Source organism: Salinibacter grassmerensis, from assembly GCF_947077765.1.
Classification (GTDB): Bacteria; Bacteroidota; Rhodothermia; order Rhodothermales; family Salinibacteraceae; genus Salinibacter; species Salinibacter grassmerensis.
In genome coordinates this window covers 511,723-533,913 of the sequence record NZ_CAMTTF010000002.1, presented here as the reverse complement: position 1 = coordinate 533,913, position 22,191 = coordinate 511,723, and the positions used below count along the sequence as shown (strand labels likewise).

9 protein-coding genes are annotated in these 22,191 nt (G+C 58.6%); all 9 read right to left on the bottom strand.

What is annotated here, in order from left to right; translation table 11 throughout:
• Positions 1-23: 23 nt before the first annotated feature.
• The 9 genes from OJB03_RS06380 to OJB03_RS06340 all read right to left on the bottom strand — a co-directional run bounded on the left by OJB03_RS06380 (position 24) and on the right by OJB03_RS06340 (position 21,003).
• Positions 24-626 carry a CDP-alcohol phosphatidyltransferase family protein gene (locus OJB03_RS06380; RefSeq protein ID WP_263786065.1) on the bottom strand — a complete coding sequence of 201 codons (603 nt, stop codon included), beginning with the start codon at positions 624-626 and terminating at the stop codon, positions 24-26.
• Positions 627-868: 242 nt separating this feature from the next.
• On the bottom strand, positions 869-1,780 hold the full coding sequence (locus OJB03_RS06375) for a hypothetical protein (protein WP_263786064.1): 912 nt from the start codon (positions 1,778-1,780) through the stop codon (positions 869-871).
• Between the two features lie 54 nt (positions 1,781-1,834).
• Positions 1,835-4,042 (bottom strand): TonB-dependent receptor, encoded by a 2,208-nt coding sequence (locus tag OJB03_RS06370; RefSeq protein WP_263786063.1) that lies wholly within the window; start codon positions 4,040-4,042, stop codon positions 1,835-1,837.
• Positions 4,043-4,343: 301 nt separating this feature from the next.
• Entirely contained in the window at positions 4,344-4,805 is a 462-nt protein-coding gene (locus OJB03_RS06365; protein ID WP_263786062.1) for a hypothetical protein, read from the bottom strand.
• A gap of 451 nt (positions 4,806-5,256) precedes the next feature.
• Positions 5,257-6,510 carry a fasciclin domain-containing protein gene (locus OJB03_RS06360; protein ID WP_263786061.1) on the bottom strand — a complete coding sequence of 418 codons (1,254 nt, stop codon included), beginning with the start codon at positions 6,508-6,510 and terminating at the stop codon, positions 5,257-5,259.
• A 111-nt stretch (positions 6,511-6,621) separates the two neighbouring features.
• Positions 6,622-8,259 carry a SusD/RagB family nutrient-binding outer membrane lipoprotein gene (locus tag OJB03_RS06355; protein WP_263786060.1) on the bottom strand — a complete coding sequence of 546 codons (1,638 nt, stop codon included), beginning with the start codon at positions 8,257-8,259 and terminating at the stop codon, positions 6,622-6,624.
• 99 nt (positions 8,260-8,358) lie between these two features.
• Positions 8,359-11,640 carry a SusC/RagA family TonB-linked outer membrane protein gene (locus tag OJB03_RS06350; RefSeq protein ID WP_263786059.1) on the bottom strand — a complete coding sequence of 1,094 codons (3,282 nt, stop codon included), beginning with the start codon at positions 11,638-11,640 and terminating at the stop codon, positions 8,359-8,361.
• A gap of 4,311 nt (positions 11,641-15,951) precedes the next feature.
• Entirely contained in the window at positions 15,952-17,766 is a 1,815-nt protein-coding gene (locus OJB03_RS06345) for a RagB/SusD family nutrient uptake outer membrane protein (RefSeq protein ID WP_263786058.1), read from the bottom strand.
• A 105-nt stretch (positions 17,767-17,871) separates the two neighbouring features.
• Complete coding sequence (locus OJB03_RS06340) at positions 17,872-21,003, bottom strand: SusC/RagA family TonB-linked outer membrane protein (RefSeq protein ID WP_263786057.1); 3,132 nt, start codon at positions 21,001-21,003, stop codon at positions 17,872-17,874.
• Between the last annotated feature and the right edge of the window lie 1,188 nt (positions 21,004-22,191).

The window sequence follows — 22,191 nt, the reverse complement described above, 5'->3', positions numbered from 1 at the left end:
AAAGCACTGCGGTCCGGCGGCCGTTAGGGGCCTTGGGGAACAGAATCGGGCGTCGCCCCCTCGGCGTTCCGCGTGGCCTGCAGGTAGCGGACGACGTACAGGAGAAAGGAAAACACAAACAGGCCGGTTGCCATCCAGAGGCAGACGCGGAAGACCGGCGGATCGGCCCTCAGGATCACGCTCAGGATTGTCAGGGCCAGCCAGAGCGAGGCGGCTTTCCCCGCCCAGGCGCTCATCACGATCTGCCCCGAGCGCCGCGCGATCGCCATCCCGCCGAGCAGGATGGCGACGTCCCGGCCCACCACGAGCCCGAAGAACCAGAGCGGCAGGTGGGGATCCGCCGGGCGAAACGTGAGGGCCGTCACGGTCATGATGGCCGCAGTTTTGTCGGCCACTGGATCAATCACCTTCCCCCAGTCCGATACGGAGTGGGTCCACCGCGCAATGCGCCCGTCAAACCAGTCGGTGAGGATCACCAGGATGACGAGCCCGAGCAGCCAGCCCAGGGGCCCGTCCCGCCACAAAAAGACCGCAATGGGCACCACCAACGCCAGCCGGAACAGGCTCAACACGTTGGCGGCCGTCCAAAAGCGGCCCAGGTTGGGGAGGGACGGAACGAACGACATGGGGCGCGTCTGTTTCCGCGAGACAACGAGGCGATGCCCAACGGGGAGCCGCGGCGGATGGTCTGTGGCGACGCGCCCCCCGCCCGCTCCATTTCGTGAATCCACGGGGATTTTGCGGGGCCGGATTCGGAGGGTTCCCTGGATGGATCCGTACCCCCCGAGGGCAAAGACGAACCGTCCTCGCCGTTCCTGTATCGCCCTCGTCGTTTTGAGACCGGGCCGACGGCCCCCCAACCGAACAGCTACTCTCGCTGCCGGATCGGGATCCGAATCGTATCCGAGTAGACCCCGCCCACAAAGCCGTGCCCCCCCTCCACGTTCGTAAAGGTGTCCGGGCGGGCAATGTCGTTGAGTGACACGCCCCGCCAATCCGGCCAGTCCGGCCCGCCCGCGGCAACGGCCACCCGCGCATGCGGCCGGACAAACTGAGACCGATCGGTGCAGCTTTCTCCCCCAAGAGTTCCGACTCGGATGTCTGCTCCGTAATACACGGAGATCCGATACAGGTCATTGTTTTCTCTATACTCGGCGTCGTCGTAGTGGTCCACCTGGCTGAATGCTCCTTCAATCGGGTAGATCACCTGGACGGCCGCAAGCGACTCAACAGCGCTGGCCCGAAGCGTGAACGTATTCTCCGACTCCACGAGTTCGCGATCTCTCGTGAGGCACGGGAGGAGAAACGGCTTGTCGTCCGTCGAAGTGGTCTCGTGCCGGAGGGTGGGCGGACGGGCCGGCGTCGTCGTGGTCGCCGTCGTTACGGGCGTCCCCTCCACACGTACCGACACGCGGTACCGCGTATCGGGCCGGATGGGATGGGTCGTCTTGAGGTTGTGAAAGCGGGCGGATCCTTCGCCGATGGTCTCGAAGGAGTCGGCGAGCGTCACCTGCGTTCCGGTCTCCACATTCTCAAGGCGGACGGTTGCGGCGAGGGCTTTCTGGCTGCCCACCCGGCTCGTGTCCCCCAGCGGGTCTACGCGAATCACCTGCGTGTCGGCCGCCACATTCAGAGTGCCGAACAGCGAGAACCGATACTGATCGGAGGGATTCAGAACCGACACGGAGGGATCGCACCCTCCCAGTATTAGGATGGCCGCGAGGATGGCCGCGGCCCCGGGTGCACAAAACAGCCGGAATGAAGGGACGAGCTGTCGCATCGAATGAGACGGGCAGTCGGAAAACAACTGGGGGGACACCGGCACTCTCCTGCTTTACCGGATGTCGACCTGGAGGGACAGGTACGGAATAATGGGGAGCTGGTCGACTCGGTCGAGTGTAAAGAGGTCAATGTAGAACACGTTGGACCGGTTGTACGCGTTCATGGCCCCTGCTTCGGCCGACAGGCCCAAGTCCGGGCCCAGGTCAAATGAGCGTCCTAGCGACACGTCGAGCCGGTGGTAGCTTGGCAGGCGTGCCCGGTACGGCCGGTCGAAGAGGGCCCGGGGCACCCCCACGGCGTCGGACGGCGTGTCCCGAAGCCCCCTCACTTCGAGCAACGTGTCGTATCCGTACACCTGCGTGAACGGGCGTCCGGACCCGTACTGCCACCGCACGGAGGCCGTGCCCCAGCCCGCATCCAGGGACGTGACAATGCCCACCTTGTGCCGCCGGTCGTGCGGGGGCGAGTATTCCAGCACGGAGTCGCCGACCCATGCCCCGAGCTGGTCTCGGGAGGCCCGGTACTCGACCCGCCCATACCCATATGTAACGTCGATCCGGAGCGGGTCCCGGTCGTATCGCAGGGACAGATCCACCCCGTACCCGGTGCCGTCCGCCCGGACCAGGTTGGTGTTGAATCGGACGAGGGGCGTCCACCGCGGCACGGGAAGATCTTGGAATCGCCGGTACCACCCTTCGACCGAGAGGCGGACATCGGACAGGAGCTGTTGATCCCATCCGAGGAGGGCATGGTCGGCCCGGAGGGGGCGATTCTCGAATGGGCTGGGGGTCCAGGCGCGAAACGTGGAGCCCACATCCCGCTCGTCAGTCACGGTGGTCGGGATCTGCTGATAGACGCCGAGGGCCGCGGTGAGCGTAGCCGACCGCTCCGTCCACGGTTGGTACGCCACCTGCACGCGGGGGTCAACGGACACGCTTCCCCATTCGAAAAGCGACTGGGCCCCGACACTCGGGTTGACCATGAGCGACTCGTTTACCTTCCATTCAAGGTCCCCATACAGGGACGCACTGAGCAGAAATTCGTCCTCGCTGGTGAACCCCAAGAACGGCTCGTCCAATCCGAACTCGTAGTCGTCCACCTGCACCTTCCCGCCCCACCGCAGTTCACCGTCCCAGGGGGCCGGTTGCGTAAGGTCAAATTTCGTCCGGACCTTCCATGTCCCCGCAGTCCGAACCGTGCCGTCGGGCGACCGCACGCGATTGTTGAAGTGCGTCGTGCCAAAACTCAGGTGCAGCGTCTGGGCCGACTGGGCGCTAAACAAGAGGCACTCTCCCCCGACGGAAGTATTGTCCCAGCGGAAGGAAGCGTTCGTGTCGGGATCAATGCGTCCCCGATCGTAAGTGCGCACGCCGGTAAACGAGCACTGGCTGGAGGCACCCTGGGTGTGTACCTTCGCGGTTACGTCGTAGAACTTATAGGGCGCGTCCTGGCCCAGGAAGGTGGGGCCCGCCTGCTCGATGAGGGAATGCCGGGCATGCACCAGGAAGGACTTTCGACCGCGTTGCAGGGGGCCCTCCAGGTGTGCCGAGGCCAAAAACGGACCGGTGCCCAAACTGCCCTGGTACTGTTTCGTGTTTCCCGGACGGAGCTGCACGTCCATGACGGACGATATGCGCCCGGTGTGCTCCGCCCCAAACCCCCCCGCATGAAAGTTGGTGCTCGACACGAGCCGGCCCGGAAAGGCCGAGTAGAACCCAATGATGTGAAACGGTTTGTAGATCGGCGTGCCGTCCACCAGGACGAGATTCTGAGACGGGGTCCCGCCTCGAATGTACAGGCGCCCGCCCCGATCCCCGGTCGTCGCCACCTCGGGGAGAGAGCGCAGGTAGGAGGCAAGATCGCTTCCCGGGCCCGGAGTGGGAATGTTCTCCACGTCGGCGGGCTGGATCTTGCGGAGCCCTGCCTCGGCGTCCTCAACCCCTTGTCCCCCTTCAACCGTCACCTCTTCCATCTGGCGGGGCGCCGCCGCCAGCTCCACCGAGAGCGTCCGACGGGCCCCCGGAGCAAGCCGAAGCGTATCGCGGTAGGCCCGGTAGCCGACAAAACTAATCTGGAGGCGATAGCGGCCCGGGGGGATCCGCGAGAGCTGGTAAAAGCCACGACCGGCGGCGGCCCCGGCCGCCTCAATCGCCCCCGACATTCGACGCACAACCACATTTGCTCCTTCCAAGGGCCGTCCCCCGGCCTCGTTCCGCACAAATCCACGCAGGACGGCCTCCTCCGCGTCCGGCTGCGCCATGGCGGGCGCCGGTCCCACCAAGCCAACATACACGAGTATCAGAAGGCCCCACCCCCAGAACCCCCAGCGCTTGGAGAACGAGTGTCGATGGTGAGGGCGCTTGCACGTGTGCATCCGCAACGTCCAACTCTATGGAGGTGTAGTGCGTCCAGGCCGAGCGGAAGGGCGCCCGCCTCTGGCGTGCAGTCTCTTTCCCTAGGGCCCATCGGTCGTCCTGCACGTACCGACGGACCGCCAGCGGGCAGGCATTTTTGCCCTCCATTTCGCGTGTCCCGCTCCCCGGCATCAGCGCGGGCATCCGCTAATTCCCTTGCGAAGACGACGCCTGAGGAGACTCGTTGGTCCCTTCCTCCAACCGCCTCAACAACTGGCGGATGGGGGCGCGTGCCTCGTGGGAGATGGAGAACCCCTCCCCCCCAACCGTTCCGCTGACTTCATCTACGCCTCCGATGGTGGACAATTGCTCGCTCGTTACCTCGACGCGAGCGAACGTCCCGCTCCGGATGGTCGAGGTCCGGTTCACCGAGCGGTTCTGAGGGTCTTTCCAGGAGAGAGTTTCCGTCCCAATGGTTAAACTCACCCCCCGCCCCTCAATCTGAACGGACTGCATGCCCTCCTTGACGAAGTGTAGGTCGTAGGATCGGGGCACACAGTCTTGGCTGGTGCACGTCCCCACAACCTGCATGTAAAACCGATTCCCCGCCTCAAGTCCCTGCGTCATCTCGATCCCGGACAACCGCATTTGACGGGTTTGGTAGGTCATTTGACCGGACGCTGCATCCTGAGTGACCTGGACAGGCGGGGAGGACGTGCCACACCCGGCAATCAAGAACACGATGAGGAAAGAGAGCCATGCTGTACCTACATGTACATTCATGGTGACCAGTGTCTTTTTAACTGTTGTGCAAGTGTGCAAGACGGTTGCCTAAGGTGTACTCCTACTACCTCTCCCCTTGCGGACGCAGTACGAAAATGCACATCTCACGACGTCCTAGGAGCGCTGAGGCAACGGTCCTCAGTTGCTTATTGATAAGGAGTCTTTGGGACAGAGTAAAAGATCTCTTTCTATTTTGTGTAATGGCCGGAGATACGTCAGGGGGCAGAGCTCACAACTCCATCGGCCCTTCCCAAAATGGGAGAAGCCGACTGCCCTAGCAAGGACAACCGGCTCCTCACATTCAAATACGGCAAGTAGCTGTCCTTCAGAACACCGGCTAATCGGTGGACTCCACTGTGATATCGGCCTCATCCGTTACGGGGTTACCACCGAGCATGTAGGGCGTGTCGTTGCCAGGAAAGTCGAAAGACTCATTGCCATTGGTCTCTTTGTGCGGCATCGCAACCAGGGTGACGCTGCTGCGCCCGCTGTAGTCTTCGGTGAGGGGCACCTCCACCTCATTGCTAATCCCCGGGCCCTCGATGTACTCCGAGTTCCCGACGACGGGCCCTCCGGCACTCCCCTCATGCAGCACGATGTATCCGCCTCCGTCAGGAAAGTAGGATCCGTCCACCGTGACGGTACTGTCCTGTACAACGGTCGTGTCCGGCAACGTACGGTCCGTGAAGTCCACCAGGGCCGTCGGCGGAAGAAGCGGTTCGTTGAGCTTGTGAATCACGCCGTTTGTCGCCGGGATGTTGGCCTGTGAGACCATGTCGGCGGTCACAGAGACCGTCTCACTGCCGAGCAGGGTCTCCACATCGTTTGCGGGCAGGTCACTCGCCGTGAGGCTATCGCCTTGGATGGCGTGGTACTTCAGAATGCCGGCGCGAACGCTTGAAGTGGCGTCTTCATCGTCGTCCACGGCCTGCGTCGGCATGCCACCGATGGCCCCCGCCGCCTCAAGTTCGTCGTCTCCTTCGATATCGGCCGCAAACGCAGCGCTGGAGGGCGCGAATAGCGTGAAGGACGGACCTTCCTGACTAAGCGTGTCCGCAATGCCGGAGGACGAGGCCAGGCTCGTGAGGGTTGCGAAGGCCCCGAAGCGGCCGATCTGCCCGCTGATGCTGTCGGTCACCGCCGCAGACACTTCAATCGTCTCGGCGTCAATGTCATCGTTGCTTGCGTCTACCTGAATCGAGTTGGTGCTTGCACTCATGCCCGACGTGGTCGCGAGGGGATCGCCTGGTCCATACACCACCGTGATAAATTCTCCTCCACGGCTCTGCCACTCGTAGGTCTGATTGGAGCTTGCCGCGGTGGGAAGGTCCGAGGACTCGTTCACGGTCCAGGTGTAGTCTTTATTGACGGTGTACCCCTGCATGTAGTAGTCCACCGTGTCGGGCACGTTCACTGCGTTTGCGTCGGAGAGTGACCCAGTGGCCGCGTCCCCGGAGGCCGAGTTGTTCTGAGTGATAATGTATCGATTTGGGTACTCCGGGCTCGCCTTCTGCGAGCTCTGGTCGCAGCCCGCAAGCGCCAGTGCAGCACCTGCAAACAGAAGAAGAAGTGTTTGATATCGATGTCTCATAAGTACCGTAACCATTTCGAAGTGTCTCGTGATGTAAGCGGTAGAGCAGAACCGTTCAAAAGCGTCCCCCCGGAGGCAATCCCGGAGGGACGAATGGCTGACGGGCCTCAATTAGTCAGCACTGTATGCGTTACCCGAGGGGGGACCGTCTACGTCCCAGGCAACCCGGCAGTCTTCGTCCTCGTTCTGCGCACCACTCTCGGAGCCAGACGACCCCTGGAAGTCTCCACTACACTTGTTGGCTGCATCGGTGTAGTTCTCGCCATTCAGGTTGGCCTCGGAGGCCGGGTATGGCACCCGCAGCGGGGCGTAGGAGTCGAACCCACCGGCCACACCGCCTTCGGGGGCGCCAAGCACGCCCTCGAAGTCAAACCGTCGCCAGGTCGACCAGCCCTGAATGTTGTGCATGTAGAAGGAAATGTAGCGCTGCTCCCCGATCACCTGCTCGGGGTCCGACCCGAAGTCGCTCTGCACCTGAGAGATGTAGCTCTGTGTCGAACTGCTAGAGCCCGAGATGTCGGCATCGGTCTGATTTCCGTAAAAGTCGACGGACGCCTCGATTGCTTCTCCAATTAGGCTGTTTGCGTCGCCGCTGATGAGGCCCTCATTGGCGGCCCATGCTCTCGTCAGGAGCACTTCGTCGTAGTACATCAGTGGGGCAAACGCATCGCCGTTTCCGCTAGGCCCGTTCGGGAACCAGGCCTCCGGCCGGGAGAACCCACAGGTCGGATTCGCACCATACAGTCCCTGCGCATCGCCTTGCTCGAGAGCGAAGGGAAATCCTTCGTACTCGCCACTTCCATCTTCGCAGGGACGCCCGGAGCTGGACGTCTGCTCGAAGTAGGCATCCAGGCGCGGATCGGCCGCGCCATACTTCGTTTCCATAAAGTCAATGAACCGGGCCGACCCGTCAAAGTCGTCTCGAAAGTCGACCTCTCGGTTCTCGTAGTAGTCATTTCGGTGGACCGCACTCGTGCCAAACTGGAAGTACACGTTGTCGGCGTTTCTGGTGAGCGGTTCCCCGTTCACGTTCGGGTCCACAGCGTTTGAAATAATGGTGCCCGGCCCCCCAAGCTCCCCCCAGTCTGCCTCAAGCTCGTAGCCTCTCAGGGCGATCCGCATTTTTAGGCCGTTTGCAAACTTCTGCCACATCGCCATACTTCCCCCGTTTATCAGGTCTCCGGATGGCCCAGCCGCACCCGTGCTGATCTGCTCCAGCGCCGTGTTTAGGCTATCCACGAGTGCCGGGTAGATCTCTGATTGAGCCGTGTAGGCGGGGGACTGATTCTCACGCTGCTGGAGAGCCTCTCCGAACGGAATGTCTCCGTAGGCGTCGGTCAAGATCTGGAACCCCCACGCTTGCATGATCGTGGCGACCGCTTGGAAGTTGCCCTGGTTTTGGACCGTGCCCGGCCGCTCCTTCGCAATCTGCTTGGCGGTTTCGAGGTCCGTCAGACGGGTGTAGAAGTCGCCAAACGGGTAGTCTACAGGGGAGTAGCGGCTTTCCGACGGATAAAAGTTTTGGGTAGTGTACTGCGCCCACACGTTGGAGCGACGCATCATGTTGGTCCCGGCATACACCTCGCCCGCCAGGTTTCGCTGGGCGTTGGCGAGGAGGTTATTTGGATTGGCCGAGGTCGACTCGTTGGGGTTCTCATTGTAGCTCGTGAGATTGTCACATCCCCCCAGTGCCAGAAGAAGTGATAGCCCTCCAGCCAGGAGAAGCGTCAGCGTAGCGTGGTGTCTCATGTCGGAGAATCGATCAACTGTTGGAAAACGATTGCGAGTCCAGAATCTTCTCCGCCCCCGGACACGGCCACCGGGGGCGAAGAGCACGCGTCCCAATGGTCAGAAACTCAGGTTTACACGGAAGGTGTACCGACGCTGGGGCGGAATTTGCGCCGACTCGACACCCTGGACATTCCCGGCCCCAAGCGTCACCGAGGGGTCGATGTTGGGCGCCTCCTTGTAGAGGAACATCAGGTTACTTCCTGTGAGGGAGACACTGGCCCGCCGGAGCGCGAAGTCGTTGAACCAGCGCTGCGGGAGGCTATAGGTGATCGCCAGCTCCTGCAGCTTGGCGTGCGTCGCGTCGTAGATGAACTGATCTCCGCCGCCGGCAGAGAACCAGTTTTTCCAGTAGCTCGCCGCCGGAATGCGGCCCTCAGCTTCACCGAAGTCCGTACCCTCAATGTCGTAGTTGCCATTCTCATTCGGGGTGGTCCCTTCCGGCACCACGACGCCCTCAGGAATGACGCCAGTTTCACGCTGGTTGCCAGCGACAGTCGACTGAACGAGCCCACTGTAGGTACCAAACTTGTTGGAGAGGGAGTACACGTCTCCGCCCAGCTGACCGTCAACAAGGGCGCTAACCGTCAGCCCTTTGTAAGACACAGTGGTGGAGAACCCACCGGTCCAGTCCGGCTGGAAATTCCCCACGACCTGTGGACTGGACGTCGTTCGGGGCACGCCATTCCGCTGAAAGACGACATCTCCGTTGGCGTCGCGGCGTAAGGACGGCTGCACCATCGCGCCGTACGCCTCGCCCTCCCGGGCCTGGATTGTCGGACCGAAGATCACACCACCAGCCGTCAAGTTGTACGTGTCCAGTCCTTCGGCCAGATCGACGACCTTGTTCACATTCTTATTGAAGTTGGCCGTCACGTCCCACTGCAGGTCTTCTCGGAGGACCGGCGTCACCGTCAGGCTGGCCTCCAACCCTCGGTTCGATACCTCTCCAGCGTTGATTAGGGACGAGTTGATGCCGGAGGCGCTCGAAACGTCGACGGCGAGAATCTGATCTCTCGTCACGTCGCGGTAGTACGTCGTGCTGAGGTTCACCCGCTCGTTGAAGAAGCGTAGGTCTGCTCCGAACTCGATACCCGTCGTTCGCTCGGGCTTCAGAGTCGGGTTGTTGGCCGACCGCTGGACGTTCTGCAGGGGTTGCCCTTGGAACGGGGTACTGCCCGGATAAGTGACCCCGAGGCGGTACGGATCGGTGTCCTGTCCCACGCGGGCCCAGCTCGCTCGCACCTTCCCGAACGACAGGATGTCTTGTCCCTGGAGGGCATCCAGACCGGTGAAGATGAGGTTCGCCGAGATCGACGGATAGAGATACGAGTTGTTGTCGGCCGGGAGCGTCGAGGACCAGTCATTCCGGAGCGTGCCCTCCAGGAACACGATGTCCTGGTAGCCCAGACTGACGAGCCCGTAGGTACTGTAGACCATCTTTTCCTCGAAGGTCTCTTCCACGTCCGGCCGACCGATGGAATTTTGAAGCGTATACACCCCTGGAGACGAGAGGCCATTCTGGGTCGCCCCCAGATTTTCCTCGTACGTCTCGTAGCGGATTCGACCGGCTACGAAGGAGTTTAAGTCAACATTCTCCGTCAGGGTCTGCGAATAATCGAACCGGAGCTCGGAACTCGTTTCCTGCTCTTCAATCACGTCTTCACTGTAGGAGCCCGGGGCACCAGTGGAAATGTCTGAGCGGCGATCCTGGAACCGGTGGGTTCGGAAGTCGGTCGTGACCATCGCTGTCCCGGTCAGGTCCGGGATGATGTCATACTCCACTTCCGCCTTTCCAAGCAGACGCTGCTCATCGTCTTCTTGAAAGTTCGCGTACCGATTCACGTACGGGTTATCGGTGTACTGGAACGAAGTCTGGGATCCCTGTGCCCCGGACACGCCTGCGTAATTCCAGCCCCGCTGTTGACCGTTCGGGCGCTGGTAGTCGCGCATGTAACTGTCCGAACCGTAATCAAGCTGTCGCTGCGTGAAGGTGTTGAACGCGGCGAAGGGATTTTCCTCAAATCCGTATCCCATCCCGGACCGCGCCTTCACGTCCTGGTAGCTATACTTCGCGAAGGTCGTCGCCCGAACGTCGTCGCTCAGATCAACCGACCCGTTGAAGTTCACCTGGTAGCGGTCCATCGAGCCGTTCGGCATCACACTGCCCTGGTTTCGGCTCGTCAGCCCAAGCCGGTAGTTGAGCGACTCGGTCTGCTGCGAGAGGGAGACGTTGTTGGTAAACACCGCTCCGGTATCCATAAAGTCCTTCACGGCATCCGGGTGAGCTTCCCAAGGGGTCGCTTCTCCCTCCAGCCCGTTCACGTCGTCAAAGCTGTACCACTGCCGGACTGGGCGCCCATCCAGGCGCGGTCCCCACGACTCGTCCACGGCGTACTGCACGACGTACTGGTCGCCCTCCGGCTTTTTGAAGTCTCCATCCAGGGTCGAGAACGAAGAGCCGGGCGCGCCGCCACCATACTGGTTTTGGTAGTCGACGAACTCGTACGGCTGGCTCATTGAGACACTGGAGGAGAAGGAGACCCCAATCTCGTCGTCCAGATTGGACCCGTCCTTCGTGGTGATCTGAATCACCCCGTTTGCCCCCCGGGATCCGTACAGCGCGGAGGCGGACGGTCCCTTCAGCACCGATACGGATTTCACGTTGCTCGGATCTAGGGACGAGGCGGCATTTCCGAAGTCAAACCCGCCGTTTCCCTCAACGGTCCCCCCACCGCTCTGACGCGACCGGTTGGAGACAACAATGCCGTCGATCACGATCAGCGGCTGGTTGTCGCCACTGATCGAGCTGTAGCCGCGCAACACGATGTTCGAGGACCCTCCCATCGTGCTGGACGACCGGATGTTTGCCCCCGACACCTTTCCGCGCAGAGAGTTAACAAAGTTGGCGTTGTCTGTGGCGTCAAGGTCCGCCCCGTCTACCTGTTGCACAGACGTTGACACGGCGCGCTCCTCGCGCTCAACGCCGAGGGCCGTCACTACGACGTCCTCGAGGCCAACCGCCTGGGGCGCCAGGCGGACGTTCACATTCGTCGTTTCGCCGGCCTCAACCTCTACCGGGATGCTTTTTCGGGTGTACCCGACGAAGGACGCCTGGAGGACCTGCTCTCCGGCCGGCACACCGGAGATTTCAAACTGCCCGTTCGGACCAGTAGCAGCCCCAACAGTGAGGCCCTGAACCGTCACGTTGACGCCCGGCAGGGTTTCGGAGGTAGTGCTATCGACGACAGTGCCTGCGACCGTGCCCGTGTCCTGGCCCAGCACAGTCGCCGGGAGGAGCAGTAGCACACCTGCAAGCACGGATAGTAGCTTTCGAAACATAAGTCGGCTTGGGGATGGATGAACAGCGGAGTGCGCAAGGGTCAACCAGAAATAGCAGGGGTATCACTTTTCTCACCACGTCGTTTGGGACAGTTCCCCCTGCTACGTTCTCACCGTTTTCAGGCGAAGATTCCTCGTAGAGCGTGTGACCTCAGGATTACGCTACCCAATGTGAGCCCCTTGAGTCAGAATGTCAAGAGATTCCCAATTTGCAAATCATGCCGTAACAATGGTTACAGACCGAAAGCGTGAATTAATTTCCCGCTGAAGGCTAAGGGCTTTCTAGGGTCGTCCCTTGATGCCCCCACGCCGGCTCCGGAGGGAGCAAGGGGACGAGACCAGACACAGCGCTTGGCATCAGTCGCTACGTCGTTTCGGCCCGTCCATGGAAAATCTACCTGGACTCCTGGGTGACTCTTCTGGAATGTCTGAGCATCGTCCTGCCTGGATCATGCACCGGCCCGAATATCGTCGGAGGGTAAGAACAAGCAAACTGAGGTGGAGGAACCAGTACACGGACCCTGACACCACCTAATGCAAAACTTTTAGCGGTCCTTTTTAGCAATACTACAGTGGCAGTCGCCGTGGGTAGAATGTTGAGAGGCGGAGTACTCTCCAGGCCTTCTGATTGAACTCGTCATGGGACTTTCCCATCCACACCAGCCATCAGTACGTTTGGGCCTCCAAATTCGTGCTTCGGGATCATCACTCCGCTATTCTATTCTCAAATATGAAGTCTATTTTGGCGCACATTCCTCGGAGGCCAAGGGCAGGTATCCGAATAGCACGACACTCAGGTCCGTTCGTGCGGACTTGCCTTTATGCGATAAGTGCGCGTTAGGGAGAGGGCGTAGAGTTCTTCTCGGATCGCCGGAAGTCGGGAAGGCCCTCTCTCTTTCTCTTCCACTCGGATCCGGGATCCGTTCAATCTCATACCGAGTGGATAATGAACCACCTTCACCGTCGATGTCACGGCCCGCTGGAGCGCATATACCGAATCGTGTGGTCCAGGCATGTAGTATTCTCGCACAGCCGGCTTACTTGTCCCCAGACTTCTTCGCGAACACACTGATAGGAGTACGTCCGAAGCAGGCCTTCCGCGCGTCCGAGCATGCGTCCGATCCGTGTTTGTAAGGCACTGTCTGATGAAAAAGCTGCATGAACGGTTTGCATAGGCTTTGGGACCAAATAGGGCGTTCTATCATGCTTCGACGCCGCTATCAGCTCACCGATAAGCAGTATGAGCATATCGGCAGTACGAGCATATCGAATGCCTGCTGCCGGAAGTGGGGAGCCGCGGCTGTCTGTGCGACCACCACCGGAAGGTCACGTGCGGTATTCTTCTGGACCAGAGCGCTCTAGGGCTCCCCGGCGGGATGCTCCTGAGCGGCAGGGGCAATCGGAAGACGGTGTGCGACCGGTTTCACCGCTGGGCCACTGGCGGCCCCTTGATTCGACCGTACGTCATCTACAGGGTGAACTCGATTCTGAAGGGCACATCGACTGGAGACAGTTGGATGCGCGTAGCGCAATCCTCCGCCGCAGGCGGTCCGAACGACGATAAGAAGGAACTCGAACTTGGCGAGACGAAGGCACAGGACCCGCTCCTGGGTACGAACTTGTCGGTTCTGTGAGGTGGGGTCTTCACCACGGTTCATCTGCCTGTCGGCCAGCAGGGCCTTCCGCTGGCGACCGCGGGTACGATGCGGCCTGAGTCCGACGCTGGCTCGCCGACGAAGACATCGGGGCCGGCATTCCTGCTCGCCGAAACATCCGAGACGGCCTTCGGCGCCGGCCGACGTGTGATGACCAAAAGTACCGTGACCGAAATACCGTCGAACACTGTGTTGGTCACCTCAAGGAGCGGCGACGCCTAATAATCCAATACGAAAAGAAAGCGATCCACTCCAGGGCAAAAGCTCCACAGCCGTGTTGCCGTGGGCGTTCGTCGAGAAATACCTCAGACAATAATTATCAGACGCAGCTTGGTCGACCAAACACAGCGCGGTGATTAAGAATAGTGCAGTAGCAAGATGCTAAACTGGTGTCTCGTGCACTCCACTTCGTTTCGCCGAGCTGCTAGTTGTGCTCGGCAGAATTGACCTAGTGTGACGAACGTATCTCCTTCACTGCGTACCTGCTTCTTTGTAACGTGGAGCGTTTCGAGATAGGGCCCGCCCATCGATACCGTATCATAGACCGCCAGCACGGTGACGGGGGGGCCGAGGCTCTCACCGCGTCTTTCACCGCCCGGCAGATACTCTGGAAAACTCTTCGGTGTGGAGAAGGGTCGGAAACCTCACCTGTTGCGGCAACACTTCCCTTCGGAATCTCCGCGGCGACCTTCCAAATTTGACGAGACAAGAGGCGGATATATCTGCTATCGGTAGCTCCTCCTTGCATTGAAGCTGAACGGAAGTTTGCAAATTTCATTCGGGGTAACTTCCTCAAACTGCTCGCGGCTGGGTCGGACTTTACTGTCAACCACCTAGATCGATCATACATCGAACCTTGAGACTGATCGAAGAAGGACGAATGCTCTAAGGTTCAACTGTTCAAAGAGGGAGAAAAAACCTGTGTGCACGGGAGAAACGATTGTAAGTCAGTTCGGATCTGGACACGAGGGAATGATTACGAACATATGTCTGTCCTCATACGCTCGCATGTTAATTTACGTGCGGAGCTGACAAAGAGATGAAACTTGCCTCGCCGAAAACGCTTGCATTATCGGATCTAAGATGAAAAATTTTGCATACTTTACGCTCTTGCCACGAGTGGCGTCGATGATCGATTACTGGACTTTTATTAATGCTTCCGCCTAGGAAAAAACGGAAATCAGCATCAGGACCTGAATTTAGGTAATATCGGCCACAACTCACTTGAATTCGTCGAGTTCAGGAGGCGTGAGGGAGAGTTCCTATCAGTCGGCCAGGGAAAGTTTAGGTCCCCTACACATCAAGAACAGTTTCCGGTCCCGCTGTCGCCACGATTACGCCGAGGGTGTACCCAATCTCCAATCGCTATGCGATTGTCTCTCCCCTTTTTCGTCTTGACTGTCGTCACTCTTCTTGGGTGTACCGCCAGTGGGACGACACGGAATACGACCCGATCTCAGATCGGGATCCAGGAAATCCACGGAAGCTCTGCCCGCACTGCCTTCAGACTAATTCAGCAACATCGGCCGAGTTGGCTTCACCAATCCGACCGCGACTACAACTCGTACGCCCGCGGTACACGAAGGAAGGGATTCGTAGTGTACGTGGATGGTCAACGGTATGGGGAAGGGTCTTCCGCCCTCTCCAGCATATCTCTGTCCCGCGTCCAGCGGGTTAACCGCTTGGAGGCCGATAAGGCACTGAGCCGACATGGACTCGGACACGAGGAAGGAGCCATTTACGTTATTACCCGCCACCAGGCGAAAGAGGACGATCCAGAAGAGGAGAATGATTAGCGGGACCCCATTCTTAGAAAACACCTGTAGTCCTTTCGCCCTGCTTAAAAAGGGAAGCAGCAGGCCAGTTATTTGAACAACAGAACTTTCAGTATTTTGTCGTCCTGACGTGGCCAGTTCGTTGCCGCTTCCGTTCTGCCAGCCCACTCGGCATGATCGAGAGAACGTCTGGGAGAAGATAGGGCTTTTAACAATTGTTTAGGAGCAGGCCTCAGGTTCAAGATTCAAGTGCTTATCCATCAGCCTACCGGCGAAGGACTCACCGCAGTGTTGTTTCCCTTCTTCCACGCAGAACTCTCCGGATTTATGTTACTTCAGGATGTGGACAATTCTGGGACGCAGATCTCGCTAGATAAGACAAAAGGGGCGCTTCGTGCATGCTGAACGCAGCGAAGCGGACAGAGAAGCGATGATGCCCCACCAAGGGGACTTGGTCTTGGTGGTCGTGGCATCCCTGGATGGCGGTAGTGATCGCCATCGAACGTCCGTATCGAGAACAGTGAGGAGGACGTTCGTACTCTGCAGAATAAAAACCTAGCCTCAGGGATGACTAGGTCGCAGACGGTTTCTTCAGGCTGTCCGGATGCAGCGACTCCAACGAACAGAGACACACACAGGGTTTCAGGACGGACGTCATTGTCGCTCAGATTACCACCTGCAGGAGCTCGTCACAAGGACACTTGCACGACCGACAGTCTCAGAGGAGACCATTCCCTTTTCTTCCCTAGTCCGTTGCGCTGAGAGAAAACGCGCCCGATGGGTCGATTGGACCGAAAACTGTTTTCTAGGAAATAAAAATAGCCGGAGCCCTGCATGGGCTCCGGCCATGGAAAGACCTAATCGGAAGGATTAGAAAAGGCCTACTGCTGTGGTGTGCGTGCAGATGAGCGTGATGAAGAACTCTCCACGCCCTTGGAACCGTCTAGGCTGCTGTTTGATGCCGCAGGAGCGCTGTATCCGGAGGGATCGCATCCAGAGGAGGGGACCGTGTTGCCGACAAGCGGATTGTCACCAGTGCACCAGGCCGACTCGCCAGATGCAGTCCCCGGTTGGCCTGCATTCCCGCCTCCACCGAAGGTGTACAGGTCACGCTGGACGGTGTTAAGCTCCTCCGCAGGAACGGGGAGGTGCTTGGGGGTGCCCTCGAAAAGCGCATCCCGCCGTCGCAGGTCCGTCCAGGCCAGCGCAGGCACGGTGCGCTGCAGTTGCACGGCTCGCTCGTAGTAGATCGCCCTTAGGGCCTCATTCTCGGTGGAGCCGTTGAGGTCAGGAAGCCCTCCGATATTGGTGCGGCTTCCATCGTTAATAATTGCCTCGGCCGCAGAGACTCCACCTCCATTTGGAGCTCGAATCTCCGCTTCGGCCTGAAGGGTGCGATTTTCGTTCACCAAAAAGAGGGGCCTCGGGCCTCCTCCGTACGGCGTCTCATTGCCGATAGTGGTTGCCCACTGCGGCGCCCAGAAGTAGGTACTGAACGAGGACGCATCTCTCCCTGCGTCAAACCCGGCCTGAAAGTCATTGGTGTAGATGTAAAAGCACCCTTCAGGTTTTCGGCCAGCGCCGTCGATATGGCCAAAGCCACCGTCCGTATCCAGTGATTTCGGCTCTTCACAGATTCGATCGTCTGCTGGGGGGGAGCCCAGGTTCTCAGAGGAAGGGATCGCCTCAGCGGCCTCGGCCCGGCCTACCGGGTAGCGGGCCGGGTAGTCTGGGTCCATGAGGTTGATAATGCGATGGTCAGCCCGGTAATACCAGTTTACAACGGTACTCAGGCCCGCGTAACTATCTTCGTATGGATTTGTAGAAAGCTGCAGATCAATGTCCTCATCGATGCCATTCTGGGTCCAGCCCAAAACGTCATTCCACCCGTACTCTTCAGACCCACCGATCGTGCTGCTGGTGTTTTCGTCGAGAGTACGGCTATTTTGGACCAGAAAACGCGCAGACATGGTGTTTGCAATGCTCGCCACCTGCGGTGAGGAGGGGGGAGACTGCCAGGGAAGCAATCCGGCAAGGTCAAAGGAATTGTTTTCGGCGATCGTTCGGGCTTGTTGCAGGTCACTGATGGCCTGGTCTACAACTGTCCCGTATCCACTCAATGCTGGCTGGCTCGCGTTCTGGGGAAAATCCAAGGTCTGGACGTATCCCTGGTTGAAGAGATTGGCAATGTATCCGTGGGAGAGCCCCCGAACCAGGTACGCTCCCGCGCGAGTCCGCGCTGTCTGGTCGTTGCCGTCGATAGTAATCTCGAGATCGTCCACCTCGATTGAGGTAAGCACATCGTTTGATGAGGAGAGGGCTGCGTTGAGGTTATTCCATGGAACCTCCATGACACCAGCACCGGAGTATCCGCTGGTGTTTTGAACCTGCCCCATCGGCTTGACAGAGAAGCTAATAAATTCATCGAAAGCGTTCGTCGTGGTGACTGCCCCACCCATCATGTCCAAGTGAGGACCCGGGAAGTTACCCGAACTGTATATTCCTACGTAAAAGCTTCGGTAGGCTCCTTGAAGAATCGACTGAACATCTCCGGGATCTGTGACCGCCTGCTCACGGTCAGGAGCATTTTTGTTCTCAACGTCCAGGTCCGCCACTCCGTCGCAGGAGACAAGAAACACCGCTCCTGCGAGGAAGAGCAAGGGGAATACGATTCTTCGTAACTGTCGATTTATCATAGCGTTTGGAGTTGTGCAGGTACAGAATATACCGAGATACCGTGCGCTTTTCCCTTCAGGGGCTGGCGGATCATGCCCGCCAGCCCTGCAAGGAAGAAGGAGGGCTTAAAACGTCAGCTCAACCTGGGCAGTGTATGTTCGAAAGTTGGGGTATGCGTAGTCATCGACCCGGAAGTTAGTGGGCTGGTTGTCTCCCCCTTGCACCGACACCTCTGGGTCGTACCCCGTGTAATCGGTAAACGTGAAGAGATTTCGCCCAGAGAGAGAAATTTCTGCACCCTGGAGCACATTTCCGATGCCTGCTCGTTGCAGAAGACCTGTGCCAATCCTATAGGACAGAGAAATCTCTCGGATCTTTAGGTAGCTTCCATCTTCGACCCAGAAAGCGGACGGGTTTGAAGTATTGTAGACCCCACTTTCGAAGTACCCGAAGGTGTGACGCTGCCCCTCAGGCCTATCGGCCTGGTCGACGAGAGCGCTCTGTTCGTTGAAGGTGAGCAGCTGTCGGGTATAGTTGTAGACGTCTCCCCCTTGCTGCCAGTCGGCCAGTGCATAAAGGGTGAAGTTGTCGTAGCTGAGGGTCGTGCTCAGTCCCATGCTAAAGTCCGGGATGGCATTTCCAGTCTTCAACGTCTTCTTATTTCCGTTGTCTTCTCGGATGAAGACTGGAGCCTCGTTGGAAGTGTACTGCGTTCCGTCCACGATAACGAACCCTTGGTCGTTGATCGTGAGGTCATCTTCCGTAAGCGCATTTCCATCAGGGCCCTGCCGTCCGATAACCTCACCATTCTCGTCAAAGTTAACCTGATCGACCGAACGGGCAATCTTGTTCGTGAAGATAGACCCCAAGCTGATGCCCTCTCCAATCCGGTAGATTGAGGCCGCCGATCCGGCGCTCCGGATGAAGGTTGAGCGATTGAGTTCCGTTACCTCCTGCCGGGTACGGTCCCAGGTCAGATTGAAATCAGCTGTGAAGCTGTCTCCTTGGTATGCGCGTCCACCCAGACTGAACTCCCATGTAGTAGACTCGACGGTTCCGGCGTTCTGGAACTGAGAAGTAAATCCGAGTGCAGATGACAGCGGTACGGAAAGTACTTGGTCTTCCGCGCTCTGATCGGAAAACGTGCCACTGAAGTTAAAGCGCTCAAGAAAGGCAACGTCTATTCCAACCGCGGTCTCGAAGACGGTGGAGGGCTGCAGATCTTCGTTTCCGAGCTGCTGCTTGTTGATTCCCGCTGATGTCACATTGAACGTCTCGTACTGTGCCGAGAAGGGCGGGCGCTGGCCTGATGTCCCGTAGGACCCTCGGAGCTTGAGCTGACCGACACTCGGAATATCAAGGTCCTGCGTGAGGCGATAGGTTCCCGCGACTCGGAAGTATGTCTTGTATCTGTCTTTGGCTCCGAACAGCGAAACGCCCTCTCGTCTCAGGACACCATCCAGGATGTAGGTGTCGTCGTAGTCCAGGACGAGGTTTCCAATCTGGTTTTCAGCCTTCACGGTAAACTCGCTTGAGTTCACGCTGAGGTTCTCCGGATCCGTGTTCCCAAACTGAGGTACTCCGCGGGCCTGAAAGTTTTCGCCGAAGCTACTTATGTTTCTCCCTTCCCTGTTCTCGTAGTTGTATCGGCCGGTGAATTGAGCCCTGAGGTTGGCCACCTCTTCTTCCAGCGTAAAGCTCCCTTCGGCGATGTAGAGGCGTTCAAAGCCGTCCGACTCAAAGATAGAACCCGTGCTGGGCGTTCCCGTCGGGGAAGCGGGCTGCGTTCCCGCCGCCGTGAACGTATTGAAGTCATTTTCCTCACGGTCGTAGCTGAACTGGCCATTTACTGTTAGCCAGTCCGTCGGCTCCAGATTGAGACGAACATTTCCGAACAGGCGCTCCTCATCAAGTTCGTCGTTGTTCGTGGCCAGTTCGTACAGCGGGTTTCCGGCATTTCCGGAATTGGTAAAGGGATTATACTTTGCGTCGATGTTGGCCGAGTCAGGCGGAGGTGCCGACAGGTTGAGGTCATCAGGTGCAATAAGGGTACTGTAGAAGGGATTCCCACCCTGCCCCTGCTCCGTCACGTCAGGCCCGTTTCGCCTGGAGTAGAGCCCCGAGAGTTGCACGGTTGCCCACTCTCGAATGTCGTTTCCGAGGTTCACCCGAAAGTTTCGACGTGTGTAGTTGTCAACCTCCTTGACGATTCCTCCCTGCTGAAGGTTTTCGAAAGAGAGAGTATACCGCAGATTCTCTTGGGTAGAGGCCAGTTCAACGTAGTTCGTCGAGAACGTATTGCCCCCGAAGAGTCGCTCCTGGTTATCGAAGGTATCCCCCTGATAATCATTATCGATCACACCGTCTTCGGCCAGCGGATTCGCGCCGCACGGATTGAAATCACAGGTGGAGCTCTCCGATGCCAACGGGCGATATGCGCCTTGCCGACGGTGGTGGTCTGCAGTAGGGACTTTGTTGGCAAGCTGGTTCGTTCCCAGTTCGCTCCGAACCGTAACGCGTGTATCCCCAACGTCTCCGCTTCCCTGCTTGGTGATAATCTGAACTACTCCGTTAGCAGCAAGCGACCCGTAAAGTGAGGCGGCCGCGGCCCCCTTGATGACCTCTATCGACTCTACGTTCTGCATGTCAATGTCTTCCAGGGACCCCTGCGTGATCGCGCCATCTACCACGATGAGTGGCGACTGTGACCCCTGAAGGGTTGTCGTGCCGCGGAGCCGGATATTCGGAGAAGATCCAGGCTCTCCGGAAGGCCGAACAATTTCAGCTCCTGATATTCGTCCACGGAGTGCGTTCGCAGGGTCAGTGCTCGGCACCCGATTTAGATCTTCACCGTCAACCTTTTCGACGGAAAACCCCAGCTTTGCGGTCTCGGTCCCCTGCGAAACTCCCGTCACGACGACCTCATCAAGTTCAGCCTGACCCGCCTGGAGTTGGAAATTCACCCGAACGGTACCTCCGTCCGGCACATTCACGGAGCGTTCCTGCGCCTGGTATCCGACGAAGGTCACCCGGATGGTCTGCTCTCCAGCCGGAACACCGGGGATACGGTACTGGCCGTCAGAGCCACTAGCGGTACCTGTGCCCTCGGCCTGAACCTGGACAGTGGCTCCGGGCAGGGGATTGCCTGTTTCCGCCTCCGTAATTGTTCCTGTGACAGTGCCCTGCTGGGCTCGCGCCAGCCCCGGAAGGAGCAAGAGAGCGAGGCCAAAAACAACGCTTGGTATCAGTCGCTTCATCGTTTTGGGCTGTGTATGAGTAATCTATTTGAGGCTCTTGAGTAAAATCTTCTAGGCCGCGTAACATCCTACCGTCATCGGATCGTGCGCTGAACCGGGGCCCCCTCCACCCTAGGTAGGAAAAAGAATGTTAGGATTACAGAACCAGCAAATTTATTTTAACGCTGCCTAAAACAAGATTTTCGGTTTTTCTTATCTGACGATAACCCAATGTTAATCGCCATGGAGAGAATGTCAAGAGACCGCAAGAAGCCTCGACGAAGCCTGGATGGGCTCGTTCCGGGAGTTCCCCATTCAAATTCCCGACTCACGCTTGTCTTCTAGCATTTCACTTGCGTTCAAGACCAGAACGCGGCAGTTTAAATTAACTTTTTCTTGACTTAATGAACATAATAGAGACCAGTTTTGGTTTCACAGACGGACGAACCCGGCGACTCTACACTGCGTAGGGTGGGTAATCTTCCAAAAGCTTTGTATTTCACATCGCCGTGTCTACGAACGAATAAAGTGCAGCGGTACAGGCTCTGGGGACCGAGGAAATTGAGGCTGAGCCGGAATGCTCGATCGCTTTTCCTCCCAAGATGCATCTCCGCAGTGCATTGGGGCCTGACATGCACAGACACAGGCTCTCACCACGCGCCAGTTCAGCTTCCTCTCCTCAAACGTCTTGGGCGAAGTTCTTGGAAGATACGAACGGCGCGGAGATGCACCTGCCTTACACTTCTCTCTCCACGGTTCCAACGACCACGGCACGGGGTAGTCGCCCCCTGTTCGTGCGTTTCACTTCGTTTCCTCGGGCCGCCATTGGTGCGCGTCGAGACCCACCCGGTCTTCCGCCACGAACGTACCCCCTTTACTGCGCAGACGCTTCCCCATGACGGGGGGCGTTTCGAAGTGGCGCCGGCCCGTCAGGACCCTATTACGGCCCACCACGCGGTGGCCGGGCGGCTTGCTGCCAGTTGGACTCGGGGCGTTAATTGGAGATTGGAAACTCACGTGCCGGATTTTCTGATGGGGGCACGGTGTGGTCGTGGGTGTGGTCGTGACGGAATGCGACGCACATCAGCGCACAAAAAGGACCACTGCAGGCAGCAGCGGCCCTCTTCCGTGGAACACCATCAACCTTCAGGTCGAGTCAATGCCTGAGGTGTTGTGTACAAAGAGGGTCGTGGAGCGGGCCACGTCAGT